A 14777-nucleotide genomic window follows, 5' to 3' on the forward strand; every position below is an offset into this window, starting at 1 on the left:
ACTGTCTAAGAGAAAGTGGCTAAAAACGAGCTGCTAAAATGCGTTACCAGTAACTGTTCTAAGACGCTTAAGCTTGTTTCTCTATTTTGTTAATACTGCCCTTATAACCCGTTTCATCAACGGCCTTGAGTAAATTATCGAGATTAAAATCCTCTGGCACAGTCACTATTGCTTGCTCAGTTTTCAACGAAGCCTTGGCCTTAATCACCCCATCGGTTTTACGCAGGGCTTTATTCACGACAGTGACACACAGCGGACAAGTCATGCCCTTAACATCTAAGGTAACCAACACGTTTGCCGCCCAGCTCGACGCTGAACACAGGCTAAAGGCGAGAAATAACACTAACTTCATTCGAACACCTCTAATAACCAAGGTAATACAAAAGGATATAACTGAAATGCCAGCACGACAGGCACAGTTAACCAGTACAGCCACACCATCTGAGTACGACTCAACGTCGCAGTACAAAATAGTTTTTTAGCAAAATAGAGCCGCCAAAATCCCATCAGGATAAGTCCAGTAGACAGTATCAACATCGGCACTTGCAGCCAGCTCAGCTGCTCAATCCCCGACAGGCTCGCGGCCGACACCCCGAACACCAGATAAATAAGCGGGGCAATACAGCATAGGCTTGAAGCAACCGCAGCAACCACTGCGGCGGCCATCGTCGCTAAGAGTCCCTTAGCGTTGTTCGGTTGACTGGTAGTCATAGCCAAACACTTTTGGTTCATAATAATTCACAGGATCGCCATCGACTTCCGCATAGGGATAACCAAAGTTATTCAGTGGTGTCTGCTCGGCTTCAGGGAATAAATCAAAGTCGCGACCATAGTTAAAGCCAACCCAGTTCATTTCCCAGTTACCAAAGAGGTAATCATTCACTGCCTGAACCGCAGGATCGCTGTGTTCTTTTTTCTCTGTTAAGCGCATTTTAGTCACATCGGCAGGATCGGCGGGCAACCAACCATAACCCGCTAAATAGAACATAGCGCGGCAATGTTGACCGCCACTAACATCGGCAGCCCCTTTGTCATCGGCGCTCCCAAAGGCCTTTTTAGAGTAATGGCCCATCTTGATCGCCTGACCTAAGCGAATACCAAACATTTCACGGGCAGGGATACCTACAGCACGCATTAACGCCACAAATACCGAGTTAATGTCGGTACACTTACCGCCTAACTTGCCACTTTCTAAAATGCTGGCCACATCACCCGTGCCACAACCAATCACGCTATTATCGCGGAACATATTAGAGCTAACCCAAAGGTAAATCAGTCGCGCTTGTTTCAGTGGTTCAGTTTCGCTGCCGACGATTTTATCCGCCGTTTGCTTCACAATACCGTTAATCGGCATATGTTTAGTCGGCAGTAAATAACGTTCTACATCTGCAGGATAGTGGATCTGTGTTGGTGTGCGATAGTGAGTCAAAGCGCCGCTTTTAAGCGGTTCCCAATCTAAGGTTTCAATGTCTAACTCAACGGTCATTGTCATGCTGTCTTTAGCATCTGGCCAAGTCGCAAACAGCGTTTTGGCGCCATAACTGTTGTTTGAGCTGATATAGGCATCTTTAAAACTGCCTGTGAAATTCAGCTTACTGACCCGTTGGAATTGCGTGTCTTCAGGCAAAGGGATCCACAACTTCACCACGCCCTCAGAGCCTTCAGGAGCAACAAGATGGTAAGTGTTGGTTAAGATAAAACGGCGACGTCCATCGCTTGCGCTAGGTTCAACGACACTCGATTTAGAGGAAGACGCCAGTACCGGCGTGATAAAACCCGCAGTCGACAAAATAGCCGCACTTTTTAAAAAATTGCGTCTTTGCATTATGACATTCCTTAATATTATTTAGCGCCAGAGAAAGAGGTACTACTAAAGTTCTGTGCGCCATTATAGGGCGTCCCACTGTGAGCACAATAACGCTTGGAACACAGCAGTAAAAAACTTACATCAGAGCTCATTAAGTCTATAAACCCATATTCACTTTAGACAAAATGACCAATCAGAGAATTAAGTATCACATAAAAAAGCAAGTATTGAGTGATCCAATACCTGCTTTTGCAATATTTGGATTTTATCGCGATGTTAGCTGCTTCAGCGGTTTTAACTCGCGTGAATATTAACTAAACGCCAAGAAAGGTGATACACATAGCAATAAACCTGTGATGATAATGATGTACAGCGACGCACCTTTGTACTTATGCAGTGCAGGCACTTGATACACTAAATAAGCAGGGATCAAACACCCGACCAAACCAAAGATTGGACTGCAAATCGACGTAAAGCTCAGCACTGGCGCATTCAATACAATCGCCCCCCACGACAGTAGAATCGTGAAAATCATGATGCCGTAACCCACAAGCTTTTTGTTGATGCGATCTTCAGGCATATATCGACGCAGCATATTCATGGTTAGCCCTTGGCAAGCTTCCCTGAAACCAAGATACACCCCAAAGTAAGCCGTCATTACCGCAAAAATATTCAGCGTTAGACTCAGTAATTTCAGTGTTTGTCCCTGCATACCTTGGGCGACCATGGCTAAGGCTGAGATATTTTCTTCCGATGCCCGCACCGCTTGTTCATGACCCATAGCGAGCGTGAATGACACAGCATAAAAGAACACCACGACAAACAAGACACCAAAGGCAATATTCATGGCGCGCATCGCTTTGAAACGCGCTACAGCTAAGGATTTTTCCCGCGAACGGTATGAAATCACCATAGGGCTTAAGCTTTGAATAAACAGAATCGATGTCAGCGTAAAGGGCAGCATAACGACCGCATCTTTTAACCAATCTCCCGTTGCTGGGATAGCGCCAATATTATTGATATCCCACTTATCCACCATCAATAGCCCTAACACAGCCACAACGCCCAGCTTAGTCAGCACCATAAAAGTGGAGATCTTAAACAGTAGATTTTCGCCGCGGGATGCTAAAGCAACTAAGCCGCAGATCAGCGCTAACCCGTAGAAGGGATTATGTGACAACAAGTCTTTCGTCACCCCAAAGCTCTGCAAAAAAGAAGCACTGTCGTTAGTAATGGCCGTTGAATAAACAAACACCCAAATAACCAGCATGATGAAGTACAAACCGCCCAACAACATGCCCCAGTTTTTACCTAAGTAACCCGAAATCACACTCGGGTAATCCTTACACTCAGGTGATTCAGCTAAGGTATTGATGAATAACCGCTGGAACATATACATGGCCGGATAGCCAATAATGCCTGACAGTAAGAACACCCATAGACCCATTAAACCGACCTGAACAGGCAAGAAAACTATCCCCGCGCCAATTGCCATACCGATACTCATGATTATCCAGCCCCAATCCGTACTATCGAAGCGGGTATCTGCTTTCCACTGTGCAGCAGTAATTGTTGCATCCATTATTTCACCTTTACCTTGTTGCTATTATTTTGTGCAAATATATTTGAACAAAACAAACTCAGCAACCATTATACTCAACTTTTGTTGAACAAAGAGTTAACGCTCACAACTTAGCTAAAAACGGGATAAATAGCGCACAAATCACAGTGACAAGTGAAATTTATTAAAAAATAATTGCAATAAATGCAAAAAATACAAATAATGTTGCACATAAGCCGACCGCGGCATTCAATTTTATTTGCACGTTGGAGAGACAATGAAAACCATTATTCACGCAGAAAGCGCTCCCGCAGCCATTGGCCCTTATTCACACGGTACGAGCTATGGCAATCTCATCTTCACCTCTGGCCAACTGCCCGTTTGTAAAGAGAAAGGCGGCGTGGTTGACGGTGGGATCACCGCACAATCGATTCAGTCGCTAGAGAATCTCAAATACGTGCTTGAAGCGGGTGGCGGTAGCTTAGAAACGGTTCTCAAAACCACTTGTTATCTTGCTGAGATCAGTGACTTTGCCGCCTTTAACGAAGTGTATAAAACCTATTTTAAAACCGACTGCCCTGCGCGTAGCTGTTTTGCGGTGAAGGATCTTCCACTGGGCGTTAAAGTGGAAGTTGAAGCGATAGCACACGTGAAAATTTAAGTATTAACAAAAGGTTGTAAGCTGATGAAACCCCAATGGCAGCAGTATATTAACATCATCAAACAAGTCGTTAAGCCCGCATTAGGCTGCACTGAGCCCATCGCCGCCGCTTACGCCGCCGCCGTCGCTCGCGCCTTACTGGGTGTTGAGCCCGATTCAATTGCGGTACAAGTGTCTGACAATCTTTATAAAAACTCTATGGGTGTGTTTGTGCCTGGTACAGGCAAAATCGGTCTGGCAATTGCCGCAGCGGCAGGCGCCATTGCCGGTAATCCTGATGCGGGCTTAGAAGTATTGGCAGTGATCACGCCGGAGCAAGTCGCCAAAGCACAAGCACTGATCGATGCGGGTAAAGTCACCGTCGAGCGCACTGAAACGGCAGAATTTATTTATTGCTGTGTTATCGCAAAAAAAGGCGACCGCGAAGCCCTAGTGAAAATCTGTGGTGGCCATACGCTTATTGCCGAAAAGCGCCTCAACGGCGAATCCGTCTTCAGTGTCGATAGCACGCAAGCTAAAGCCACGGGTTCCATCTGTGAAGGCGTGGATATCACTATCGAATCCATTTATCGCTTCGCCCAAGAAGTCCCCTTCGAAGAGATCAAGTTCATCCTCGAAGCCTCTGAGTTAAACGGCAAATTATCCGATGAAGGCATGGCCAATCCCTATGGACTCGAAGTCGGTCGCACCATGAAAAGTGGCATAGCCGCCGGCATTATTGGTGAAGATTTACTCAATAAAATCGTCATGTTAACGGCTGCCGCCTCAGATGCTCGCATGGGTGGGGCAAACTTGCCCGCCATGAGCAATCTTGGCAGTGGCAACCAAGGCATAGCGGCAACTATCCCTGTGGTATTAACGGCGCAATGCTATAAGGTTTCGGAAGAACAACTCGCCCGCGCGTTGATCATGAGCCATCTCGGGGCAATTTATATCAAGTCCCATTACCCACCGCTGTCAGCATTTTGTGGCAATACAGTCACCAGCGCCGCCGCGTCTATGGCCATGGTGTATTTGGCGGGAGGTTCGTTCGAACAATCCTGTTTCGCGATTCAAAACGTGATCAGTGACAGCTCGGGCATGGTGTGTGACGGTGCTAAAGCTTCCTGCGCAATGAAGGTCAGCACGTCTTCCAGTGCGGCCGTGCGCTCATTTTTGATGGCGCTAAGTAGTCACAATGTCTCCGGCCAAGGTATTATTGCAACCGATGTTGAAAAAACCATTAAAAACATTGGCAAAATGATCCTCAATGGCATGTCATCCACAGATGTCACTATTATCGATATTATGTCGGCATAATGATTTTAACCCGCTGAATAATGGCGGGTTAATAACCAAAGGTTGAAATTGTGAAACTGCAAGATTTAACGCAAAGTGATCTGGATATTCTGAAATCGGTCGAAAATATCGTCGATGGCATCGCGGCTATGTATGGTCAGCACACAGAAGTGGTATTGCACAGCCTAGATGCGAAACATCCGTCTGTGGTCAAAATTGCCAATGGCCATGTCACAGGTCGAGAAGTGGGGGCGCCGATAACCAACCTTGCCTTGCTTAAACTCAAGACCGGTCAGGATATTTCTAACTCTTACCTAACTAAATGCGCCAATGGTAAGACGCTGAGATCGATCACAACAGTTATCCGTAACAGTAAAAATCAGCCCATAGGTTTGCTGTGCATTAACAGCGACATGGATGCGCCGCTGCAATCTGTACTGCGCACTATGATGCCGGATAATCTCTTCAGCACTGAAGTAACCAGCTCACCAGAGATATTTGCCCGCAATATCGATGAAGCGCTGCATAGCACGATTGACAGTATCAACCATGAAGTGCGCTCCAATCCAGGGATTTCACCCTCACAAAAGAGCCGTGAAATCGTCAATCAACTCCACGAGTTAGGTATTTTTGAGCTCAAAGACAGCGCCCAAGTGGCCGCTACTCGTTTAGGGATTTCGGTACATTCGATTTACCGTTACCTGCGGGAAATTAAAGCCAATCAAGCTTAAAGCAAGAAAAACTCGCCTAAATAGAAAGGGCTAAGGTGTAAATAACCTTAGCCCTTTGGTTTTATTGTTTTTGCGCTTGTTATTCCGTAGATTGTCCGCTGTGGCCCCTCATATTCCATGCCTGCACTCGGCCATCGGCCATTAAAGCAATTGCATCAATCAAATTGCTGCGAATGTCGCGCATTTGGCTCAAATCAACGAATTGTTTATTGATGGTCAGCGCTGGATTACCTCCCATCCACACGGCAACCGAGCCATCTTGACGTTTAGCCGTAAACCCAAAGCCAGTAGGGAAAATATCCGTTGCTTGAGTGATTCGAGTTTTGGGTCCAGAGTGGCCATCAACCACAGTGCCATCCTGTTTTAAAAAGACAAACTCCCGCTCATAAGTCACCACTTTGCTCACCTGAGTGACTTCTTGATAATGTGGTTGCTTGTCTACCAAGTCCCAACTATCCCAAGCAATCGCGGTATTATCCTTACGTAGCGCGACAAAGCCCTCATCAACGGGATAAACCTTGTGCACGTCTTGCAACTTATTTTGTAGGACTGATGTATCAGCACCATTGAATTTACTGCCCCATACGTAGAGTTGACGACTGATGGTTAGGGCTGCAAATGCGCCGCGATTTGCATAAATATCAATCACTTTATCGGCGTGGTTTGTGGTAGATAAACGATCTGGAAACGCGACATGATGCTCAGTCAATTCGCCCTCACCCCAGGTATATACGCTGCCATCCGCCAGCAGCGCCGCAAACCCATAATCAGTGTTGACAACTTTCACTGCAGGCGCTAATTGGTTGAGTTTTGCAAGTTGTTCGCGGCCTTTTTGATCATCGTTGACAGCGCCCCAAGACACTAATTTTCCCGTCGCAGTCCTCGCAGTAAAGGCATTATTGTTGGCATAGAGCAGATCGACATGGTTAAGCGCAGAGGCCACGTGGCGACTATCGCCGCCATAAGCTTCTTCTCCCCAAGTTACTACAGTCCCATCCTGTTTTAAGGCAGCAAAGGCCCCTTCGTTAATCAACACAGAGTCAACATGGGTCATCGCAGGCGCTGCATATAGATCCGAGAACTGTGCAAGTGGTGTTGAATCGAGGATAGACCAACTGACTACACTACCATCTTGTTTAATGGCCGCATAAAGCCCCTCTCCCAACACAAAAGAACGAACGCCCGTCTGCACTTGCTTCCTTCCTATCCCCCTCCCCCAGGGGATAAGTTTACCGTCACGGGTTAAGGCCGCAAAACCACAGGTATTCTCTGTCGTGTATAGCTGTTTTACATTGACCAGAGGCTCAGCAGCATTATTGATATAGCCACCACAGTCACGATCGCCCCACGCAACCACAGTGCCATCTTGTTTGAGCGCCGCAAATGCACTGAGATTACTGTAGATTTGACTCACTTGGGCTAACTGAGCGGGCATCCGGATTTTGGACGACTCGTCAGCCACTTGAAGATTATTCGGAATGGACGTTAATGAATTATTAGTGGCGGATGGTGGTCTGTGAGCCAAGATCGTGTCAGAAATTTGCTGTTTTAATTCGGGCGATATATCAGAGCCCTGTTTATCTATGAGTAAGTTAACCACATGACCCAAGGCAAAAATCGCCAGCGCTACACCGCCCCATGAGACCTGTTTTTTATCCACAAGTATATCCTTATCGTAACTGCAAACTCTCACTGAGTTTTAACTGAAACATAACGTCGACTGAGGACGCTAAATGTGAACTGTGATTGTAACCAAAACGGGGCTAAATGACATTGCCCTAAAATCGAAAGCTGACCAGATTCAAGTAAGATGAGCATATGAGCAAAAAAATAAAAAGCAGCCTATCTCGCTGCTTTTATTGAATATGATGTTGAGGCAACAAAGAGCTAATCCCTTTTACCCACTTTCTCTAAACCCCATACCAGTGCAATCGCCGCCAGCATACACACAATCGCAAAGGCGAGTTGCGAAGGTAGGCCCGTCACTTGCTCAAAATTAAGCGGCGAAATATTTTGCTCCAGCAAAGGCACTTGCTCACCGTGGGAGTTAGTCCGCCAAGTTAAGGTTTCTTTCCATGGCCAAATTTTACCTAAGGTGCCTAACATTAATCCGGTTAGAAACACGATAGTGGCATCGTGGTGCTTACGCAGCAGTGCCGACAATAGATGACTGAATGTCAGTAATCCCATCACAGCGCCAACGGCGAAACAGGCCAAAATATCCAGCTGAATATTTTTAGCCGCTGCTAAAACCACGGGATATAAACCCAGTAATAATAAGATAAAACTGCCAGAGATCCCTGGTAACACCATGGCGCAAATGGCAATCGCGCCACCGAAGAAGATATTCATGTAACTGGCTTCTACCGCGACCGGATTCAACACAGTTATCGCCCATGCAGCCAGCACACCAAGAGCAAATAAACCTAAACGTGCCACAGTGAAACCACTCACTTGCTTAAGCATATGCACAACAGAGATAAGAATAAGCCCAAAAAAGAACGACCAAATCGGGATCGGATGCGTCGCCAGTAACCAAGAGATCAGCTTAGCAAAGGTAAAAATACTGGTCAGGATCCCCGCCAGCAGACTCACTAAAAAGCCACCATTAATATGGGCAAATGCCCCTTTTATGCCCTGCGACTTAATCACGCCCCAAAGGGAAGGATTGATGCGTTTTACACTGTCGAGCAAGGTATCGAGAATACCGGTAATAAACGCTATGGTGCCGCCCGAAACGCCTGGCACGACATCGGCAGCGCCCATGGCCATTCCCTTAAAATACGTCAGCAAATATTTCACTGTGAGTCCTTGTAGTTAAATCAATATGCCATTGCCGCTAAACGACAAATTGGCCGCAATTATACGGTGTTACACTAAAAACCGCGAAATGAAGTTTGCTTAATTAAGTCGACTGGTATTTGTTGTTATCCTAATGTTACACTCATCCGACCAGAGCAGTCCAAACCCAACTTGGAACAGGCTCAAGATAACAATACCCTTTTGCACCATTATTAAGGATGACCATGAGCCAGACAGACTCTTCTAGCACTGCAGAACAAAAACCAAATAAAGTGCTCGCGCTCTACCATAAGACTCGCCGTTATCCCTTCGGCCAAAAACTGTTTTCAATCATGGTTTCACGCATGGCGCCCTATTTCGGCACCATCAAACCACTGATCACTGAATTACGCCTTAATCATTGCGCCTGTTTAATTAAAAAACGCCATGCTGTTCATAATCATATAAAAACTGTGCATGTGATTGCGATTTGTAACGGCCTAGAAATGGCGATGGGCGTGATGGCCGAAGCCTCAATTCCAAAGCATTTACGTTGGATCCCTAAGGGCATGAGTTTGGATTATACCGCTAAAGCCGGCAGCGATATTTTGTGTATCGCCGAAGTGACGCCAGAGCAATGGACTCCTGGCGATATGCTCGTTCCCGTTACCGCCTACGACACCCAAGGTGTGGTTGTGGTGAAAGGACATATCAAGTTGTGGATTTCAGAAAAACCACAGAAATAAGCGTTTTACACGAGCGCTGTGCTTAATGTCTGCATCTAAAAAGGGAGCTAAGCTCCCTTTTACTTTTTAGCCTTCAGCCGTATTTCGTTAAAAAACTCGGTTAGCGCAATTGCACGGCGCCTTGCTCGCTCACTTTTAAGTAAGGATTTTTAAGTGCGGACTTTTAAATCCGAACTGTTAAATATGAGCTCTTAAATATGAGCTCTTAAATACGAAATCTTAATTCGACCTGTTAAATACGAGATTTTAAAATAGCAGCCCTTTATCGCAGCACTACCCTATATAGCAGCCCAGTTAAACCAGATGTTAAGCAAAATGACTGGCGGTAAAACGCTCAATCAAACGGATAAAGTCGGCTTCGGCAAGCTTGGCACATGTTAAGGTTTGTTCATGGGATAACAGCACGTCCCCCAATCCTTCGGCCATATTGGTAATGGCACACACAGCCAAGACGGGCAAACCACAATGCGCCGCCGAAATCACCTCTGGCACCACAGACATTCCCACTACATCGCCACCGATGATTTGCATCATGCGGATTTCAGCCGCGGTTTCAAAACACGGGCCAGAGTAAGACACAAATACCCCTTGATTCACTGCAATGCCTGCGGCTTTTGCGACACTTAAGGCTTCTGCTCTGAGGTCTTTATCATAAGCATTGGCTAGGCTAAAAAAGCGCGGACCGTAGCTGTCATCGTTTGCGCCTGTCATAGGCGTACCCGGCATAGTGTTGATGTGATCGCTGAAAATCACTAATGATCCCACGCCGATCCGCTCTGGCCGTAATGACCCCGCAGCGTTAGTCACCAGTAACAATTCACACCCTAAACGTTTGAAAGTACGCACAGGCGTCGTCATCACCTTCATGCTTTGGTGCTCGTAAAAATGCCCGCGGCCTTTCATGCACACTATATCGATGCCATGTAAGCTGCCGAGCACCAGCTCTCCCGAGTGACCGACGACGGTACTCACGGGAAAGCCGTCTAATTCTTCATAGGGGATCACTACTTTGTTATCTAAATTATCGGCAAACGCGCCAAGCCCTGAGCCCAAAATCATAGCAGCGCGGGGAGAGAAATTGGGTTTACGGGCTCGAATCGTCGCAAGGGCATTAATAACAGGATCATGACTCATACAAGGTACCTCATAGCAAAGGAATGAAAGAGTAAACGACCCATAGTATAAGCGGGCTTGGGGTTGCAAATAATCGCGATTAATCGCACTATTGTGCTGATAAAAAGGACAATAACTAAAAAGCAGTGAGCCTGAGATGAGCAAGATAAACGCACCAGAACTCGTTACCTTGAAGATGCTGCGGTATTTCCATCGAGTGGCTGAAGTAAAAAACTTTACCGCTGCCGCCGAGCAACTGCATCTATCGAAATCTCCGCTGAGCGCACAAATCAAAGAGTTAGAATCGCTCCTTGGTGTTGAGCTGTTCACTCGCAGCACTCGGCAAGTCGAGCTCACACCCTATGGCCAATTGTTAAGAGAGAAGTGCGAGCAAATATTCGAGCTGGTGAATACCTCATTGGAACAAGTAGCTCAGCTTGGGCGACTCGATAGAAACCATATTCGGATTGGCATCATGAGCTCGCTGTTTTGGATGGGATTTGGGGACATTCTGAAAAGCTTTCGCAAGCAATGCCCTGAAAATAAGCTGATCTTTCAAGAGTTATCACCTGAAACTCAAAAAGTCGCCTTAGCGCATCAAGAAATCGATTTTGGCCTAGTGCGCTACGCCGACACCTTAAATCTGCCGCACCTCATCGCCGAAACCATCACCAGCGAACCTATGGTGTTAGCGCTGGCAAATAAACATCCCTTAGCCAGACGTAAAAGCATCGACTTGAGTGAACTCAAAGATGAGCCCTTTACCTTACTCAGCCGTGCCAACTCCGCCTCTAGCGATTTGATTATCGCCAACTGTCAGGCCGCAGGATTTATGCCGCAGCTGATACAGGAAATGGTCGAGCCCAATAGCTTGATGGCGATCATCGCTGGCGATAACAGGGTATCCATAGTGCCGCAAAGTTATGCATCACAGCCTTGGCCTAGGGTAAAGTTTATTAAATTAAAACAAACTATTCCCGCCGATATCTGTCTGATTTATCGGCCAGAAATGGCTTCGCTGCCGATTCTCGATAGCCTGAGGGACTTATTGAAGCAACAAATCAAAACCATTTAGATTGTCTCCCAAACGAGTGCTATGCTGAGTTTAATATTCAGGGTTCATATTTTAAGGATATCAAGATGGATGAATTTTTAGCGGCAGCCATTGAAGAAGCCAAGCAAGGACTCGCCGAGGGCGGCATCCCCATTGGTTCGGTATTAGTGATCGATGGCAAAATCGTCGGGCGCGGCCACAATAAACGGGTACAAAAAGGCAGTTCAGTTTTGCATGCCGAAATGGATTGCCTCGAAAATGCCGGCCGATTTAGCGCCGCCGAGTACCAAAGAGCGACCTTGTATTCCACCCTATCGCCCTGTGATATGTGCAGCGGTGCGGTATTACTTTATGGCATACCTAAAGTCATCGTCGGTGAAAACACCACCTTTCAAGGGCCAGAAGCCTATGTCAAATCCCGCGGCGTCGATGTCACTGTGGTCGATAACGCCGAGTGCAAACAACTGATGCACGACTTTATCGCCAGCCATCCCACACTCTGGAACGAAGATATCGGCGAGTAGTGGATCTTCACTCTTCTCAGTCACTTTCTATATTTCACTTGCTATCTTTTTTGTATTTCACTTTTTGTATTGGCTGTATTTCATTGGGGGCTAGCGCCTGCTAGGCTAGCCCTCCCAAATCCCAGTGAAAAGTCGAACATGCCTACTAGCGAAAGGAACTCAGCTAACGTGCCAGCCAACTTACCTAAAGATCCTTGGTCAAGATCAGACTCCACGCAGCCAGTCGTCATGGCGATTCCTGCACAGCGTAATGCCAATCTCGATGCCATTCGCGGCTTAGCCGTGTTGGGGATATTTTTTATGAATATCTATTTTATGGGCATTACTTTTTTTGGCTATGCCCCCCACGAAACGCCGCCGCTGTCGGATCACATAATCAAAGTGTTCAGTAACTTTTTCATCGAGGCGCGCTTTATCAGTCTGTTTTCCATCTTGTTTGGCGTCGGGCTTTTTATTCAATATCAGCGATTTAGCGCCAAAGGCCTAGAAGCATATCCTTTACTGCGCTCACGTTTGAAATGGCTAATGGTGTTTGGCTTACTCCACGGCATCATTATCTGGCCTGGTGATATTTTATTAACCTATGGGATCAGCGGATTTTTAGCTTTGTGTTACAAAGATTTAAGTATTGAAGCCCTTAAGCGCAAAGCGAATATTTTTATTTTAAGCGCCTTAGTGATCATTACGCTGATTAGCCTTACGGGCAGCGATGAACCTTTCACTCGAGAATCGAGTCTATTTGCAGAGCAATACAGCGCATGGACCTCAGGCTATGCCGACCAACTGTTCCTGCATTTGATGCAAGTGGGTTATATGGCGCTGGTGATCCCTTTTACCATAATGTGGTTTACGGCGGGCTTAATGTTGCTTGGCATGGCCTTGTATCAACAGGGGACTTTTGAGCGGGGGTTTAGCAAGCCACAACTGCTGAAATTAGTGCTAGCCAGCGTGACGGTATCGCTACTCGATACTGGTTTAGACTTTACGGACAACCCTATTCTAGTCACGTTTTCAGATGTGTTAATCATGCTAAGCGCTATTCCTATGGCGCTGATTTACATTCATATTATGGTTAAAATTTGCCAAAATAATCCAAATAGACTCACGCCACTGCAAAATGTTGGCAAACTCGCCTTTAGCCTCTATATTCTGCAATCCATCGTTGGCGTGTTAGTGTTTAGGCACTTCGCCCCCGAATTGCTATTGAGTCTAGACAGATGGGGATACATGGCCATGGCACTGGTTTATTCAGTAGTGCAATTACTGTTAGCCAGCCTGTATTTACGCTATTTCAAGCAAGGGCCATTGGAAAAACTTTGGCGCCACCTCGCGTTTAAAAAATACGCGGCATCACAAGAACACAAGCAAGCTTAAAAACACTGACACGAGATTGATACCAGATAATGACGAACAAAAAAACAGCCAAAACGGGCAACAGCGCTTCACCTCAAACAAATCGTGCTCAAAAGAGTCGACCACAAAACAATCGCGCTCAGAACAGTCGCACTCTGAACAATCGCGCCCAAAGTAGTCACACTCAAAAATCCAATGCAGCCGCTTCAGGCTCAAGCCTTATGCCGCTGTTATTGGTGGTGATTTTTCTTGCTGGTTTAATCGGCGCAGCGCAGCAACATATGTTGCCCTACGGCATTGCGGGTATGTACCTCACACTGAGCCTGCTAACCTTTATCGCCTACGCTATCGATAAATCCGCCGCAAAACGCGGTAAATGGCGCACTAAAGAAAGCACTTTGCATCTGCTGGCGCTCATGGGCGGTTGGCCCGGCGCCCTATTTGCCCAAAACGTATTAAGGCACAAGTCAGTTAAAGCCTCATTTAGAAATGTCTTCTGGCTCACCGTTGTCGCTAACTTAGCCGTGCTGGGTTATGGCATAAAAACCGGCGCCGTAGATATGTTTATCTAGCAAGCTATGGATTCTATGAAAATCTAAAGTTTGTCACTAAAACGCTTTAACTTATTTTAATACAAAAACAAAAGGTTAAATTATGAAAAAATTTTTAGTTGCAGTTTTGGGTGTTGCAATACTATCGGGTTGTGCCGCACCTCGCTATACAGCAAAACCAATAGAAACAAATACTAACAATGTAGAAATAGTCATTATTAAAGATAAAGAAACACGTGACGGCTTCCAAGAAACAATGGAGACATGGCTAAAAGCAAATAATTACACCTACACAGTGCAGCCTGATGGTTCTAAACATGATTTAAATAAACTCACATTAGAATATGAAGGTAATTGGACTTGGGACTTGGCATTATATTTAAAAAGCGCTGAAATTAACGCATTTCAGAATGGCCAAAGAGTTGGCAGTGTTAAGTTTCAAGTACCCTATACTGCGAACCCGAGTAAGTTTGGTAATGCTGCGAATCGTATTAGCTATATGATGTCAGCTCTATTTGGTCAAATCACTGCTGATGAAGCAACAAAAAAAGTAAATGGTTCAAGCGATTAATATCATTGAAACCTTAACTAAAAACAGGGTAATCATAGAATTACCC

16 protein-coding genes are annotated in these 14777 nt (G+C 46.0%); 9 read left to right on the top strand and 7 right to left on the bottom strand.

Annotated elements, in window-relative coordinates; genetic code table 11:
- Positions 1-67: 67 nt before the first annotated feature.
- From KV201_RS07935 to KV201_RS07950, 4 genes are all read right to left on the bottom strand, one after another.
- Entirely contained in the window at positions 68-352 is a 285-nt protein-coding gene (locus KV201_RS07935; RefSeq protein WP_063884572.1) for a heavy-metal-associated domain-containing protein, read from the bottom strand.
- Positions 349-666 carry a hypothetical protein gene (locus KV201_RS07940; protein ID WP_319000210.1) on the bottom strand — a complete coding sequence of 106 codons (318 nt, stop codon included), beginning with the start codon at positions 664-666 and terminating at the stop codon, positions 349-351. Before KV201_RS07940 ends, KV201_RS07935 begins: the two co-directional genes overlap by 4 nt.
- Positions 667-682: 16 nt before the next feature.
- A complete protein-coding gene (locus tag KV201_RS07945) occupies positions 683-1825 on the bottom strand; it encodes a transglutaminase-like domain-containing protein (protein ID WP_226058996.1) in 1143 nt (380 codons plus the stop codon).
- 292 nt (positions 1826-2117) lie between these two features.
- Positions 2118-3389, bottom strand: a complete 1272-nt coding sequence (locus KV201_RS07950) for an amino acid permease (RefSeq protein ID WP_011847396.1) — start codon at positions 3387-3389, stop codon at positions 2118-2120.
- A gap of 256 nt (positions 3390-3645) precedes the next feature.
- On the opposite strand from KV201_RS07950, the gene KV201_RS07955 reads away from it, so the two are divergent.
- The 3 genes from KV201_RS07955 to KV201_RS07965 are packed head-to-tail and all read left to right on the top strand — an operon-like array spanning position 3646 to position 6038.
- Positions 3646-4029 (top strand): RidA family protein, encoded by a 384-nt coding sequence (locus tag KV201_RS07955; RefSeq protein ID WP_006085736.1) that lies wholly within the window; start codon positions 3646-3648, stop codon positions 4027-4029.
- 24 nt (positions 4030-4053) lie between these two features.
- Positions 4054-5328, top strand: coding sequence for a serine dehydratase subunit alpha family protein (locus KV201_RS07960; protein ID WP_011847397.1), 1275 nt, complete (start codon positions 4054-4056; stop codon positions 5326-5328).
- A gap of 50 nt (positions 5329-5378) precedes the next feature.
- Complete coding sequence (locus KV201_RS07965) at positions 5379-6038, top strand: transcriptional regulator (protein ID WP_006085738.1); 660 nt, start codon at positions 5379-5381, stop codon at positions 6036-6038.
- A gap of 79 nt (positions 6039-6117) precedes the next feature.
- Here the strand turns inward: KV201_RS07965 and KV201_RS07970 are convergent, their stop codons facing one another.
- A complete protein-coding gene (locus KV201_RS07970; RefSeq protein WP_226058997.1) occupies positions 6118-7698 on the bottom strand; it encodes a hypothetical protein in 1581 nt (526 codons plus the stop codon).
- A 227-nt stretch (positions 7699-7925) separates the two neighbouring features.
- Positions 7926-8840 (bottom strand): DUF368 domain-containing protein, encoded by a 915-nt coding sequence (locus KV201_RS07975; protein ID WP_126492467.1) that lies wholly within the window; start codon positions 8838-8840, stop codon positions 7926-7928.
- A 224-nt stretch (positions 8841-9064) separates the two neighbouring features.
- Between KV201_RS07975 and KV201_RS07980 the strand changes: the two genes are divergently transcribed.
- Positions 9065-9565 (top strand): hotdog fold domain-containing protein, encoded by a 501-nt coding sequence (locus KV201_RS07980; protein ID WP_006085741.1) that lies wholly within the window; start codon positions 9065-9067, stop codon positions 9563-9565.
- Between the two features lie 306 nt (positions 9566-9871).
- Here KV201_RS07980 and xapA read toward each other — a convergent pair whose 3' ends face one another.
- Positions 9872-10699 carry a xanthosine phosphorylase gene (gene xapA / locus KV201_RS07985; RefSeq protein WP_226058998.1) on the bottom strand — a complete coding sequence of 276 codons (828 nt, stop codon included), beginning with the start codon at positions 10697-10699 and terminating at the stop codon, positions 9872-9874.
- 136 nt (positions 10700-10835) lie between these two features.
- On the opposite strand from xapA, the gene KV201_RS07990 reads away from it, so the two are divergent.
- From KV201_RS07990 to KV201_RS08010, 5 genes are all read left to right on the top strand, one after another.
- A complete protein-coding gene (locus KV201_RS07990; RefSeq protein WP_226058999.1) occupies positions 10836-11753 on the top strand; it encodes a LysR family transcriptional regulator in 918 nt (305 codons plus the stop codon).
- A gap of 65 nt (positions 11754-11818) precedes the next feature.
- Positions 11819-12256: a nucleoside deaminase gene (locus tag KV201_RS07995; RefSeq protein WP_071938312.1), complete on the top strand. Its 438-nt coding sequence runs from the start codon at positions 11819-11821 to the stop codon at positions 12254-12256.
- A 168-nt stretch (positions 12257-12424) separates the two neighbouring features.
- Entirely contained in the window at positions 12425-13630 is a 1206-nt protein-coding gene (locus KV201_RS08000) for a DUF418 domain-containing protein (RefSeq protein WP_226059000.1), read from the top strand.
- Between the two features lie 29 nt (positions 13631-13659).
- Positions 13660-14181, top strand: coding sequence for a DUF1294 domain-containing protein (locus KV201_RS08005; RefSeq protein WP_226059001.1), 522 nt, complete (start codon positions 13660-13662; stop codon positions 14179-14181).
- Positions 14182-14263: 82 nt separating this feature from the next.
- On the top strand, positions 14264-14731 hold the full coding sequence (locus KV201_RS08010; RefSeq protein ID WP_012587132.1) for an Sbal_3080 family lipoprotein: 468 nt from the start codon (positions 14264-14266) through the stop codon (positions 14729-14731).
- Positions 14732-14777 lie beyond the last annotated feature (46 nt).

This window comes from Shewanella sp. SR1 (assembly GCF_020447145.1).
Lineage (GTDB): Bacteria > Pseudomonadota > Gammaproteobacteria > Enterobacterales > Shewanellaceae > Shewanella > Shewanella baltica.

Excerpts from the sequence above, each read along its gene's own strand:
- KV201_RS08010 (WP_012587132.1), top strand. The coding sequence starts at position 14,264 with ATGAAAAAATTTTTAGTTGCAGTTTTGGGTGTTGCAATACTATCGGGT.
- KV201_RS07955 (WP_006085736.1), top strand. The coding sequence starts at position 3,646 with ATGAAAACCATTATTCACGCAGAAAGCGCTCCCGCAGCCATTGGCCCT.
- KV201_RS08005 (WP_226059001.1), top strand. The coding sequence starts at position 13,660 with ATGACGAACAAAAAAACAGCCAAAACGGGCAACAGCGCTTCACCTCAA.
- KV201_RS07945 (WP_226058996.1), bottom strand. The coding sequence starts at position 1,825 with ATGCAAAGACGCAATTTTTTAAAAAGTGCGGCTATTTTGTCGACTGCG.
- xapA (WP_226058998.1), bottom strand. The coding sequence starts at position 10,699 with ATGAGTCATGATCCTGTTATTAATGCCCTTGCGACGATTCGAGCCCGT.
- KV201_RS07960 (WP_011847397.1), top strand. The coding sequence starts at position 4,054 with ATGAAACCCCAATGGCAGCAGTATATTAACATCATCAAACAAGTCGTT.
- KV201_RS07940 (WP_319000210.1), bottom strand. The coding sequence starts at position 666 with ATGGCCGCCGCAGTGGTTGCTGCGGTTGCTTCAAGCCTATGCTGTATT.
- KV201_RS07995 (WP_071938312.1), top strand. The coding sequence starts at position 11,819 with ATGGATGAATTTTTAGCGGCAGCCATTGAAGAAGCCAAGCAAGGACTC.
- KV201_RS07980 (WP_006085741.1), top strand. The coding sequence starts at position 9,065 with ATGAGCCAGACAGACTCTTCTAGCACTGCAGAACAAAAACCAAATAAA.
- KV201_RS07950 (WP_011847396.1), bottom strand. The coding sequence starts at position 3,389 with ATGGATGCAACAATTACTGCTGCACAGTGGAAAGCAGATACCCGCTTC.
- KV201_RS07935 (WP_063884572.1), bottom strand. The coding sequence starts at position 352 with ATGAAGTTAGTGTTATTTCTCGCCTTTAGCCTGTGTTCAGCGTCGAGC.
- KV201_RS07990 (WP_226058999.1), top strand. The coding sequence starts at position 10,836 with ATGAGCAAGATAAACGCACCAGAACTCGTTACCTTGAAGATGCTGCGG.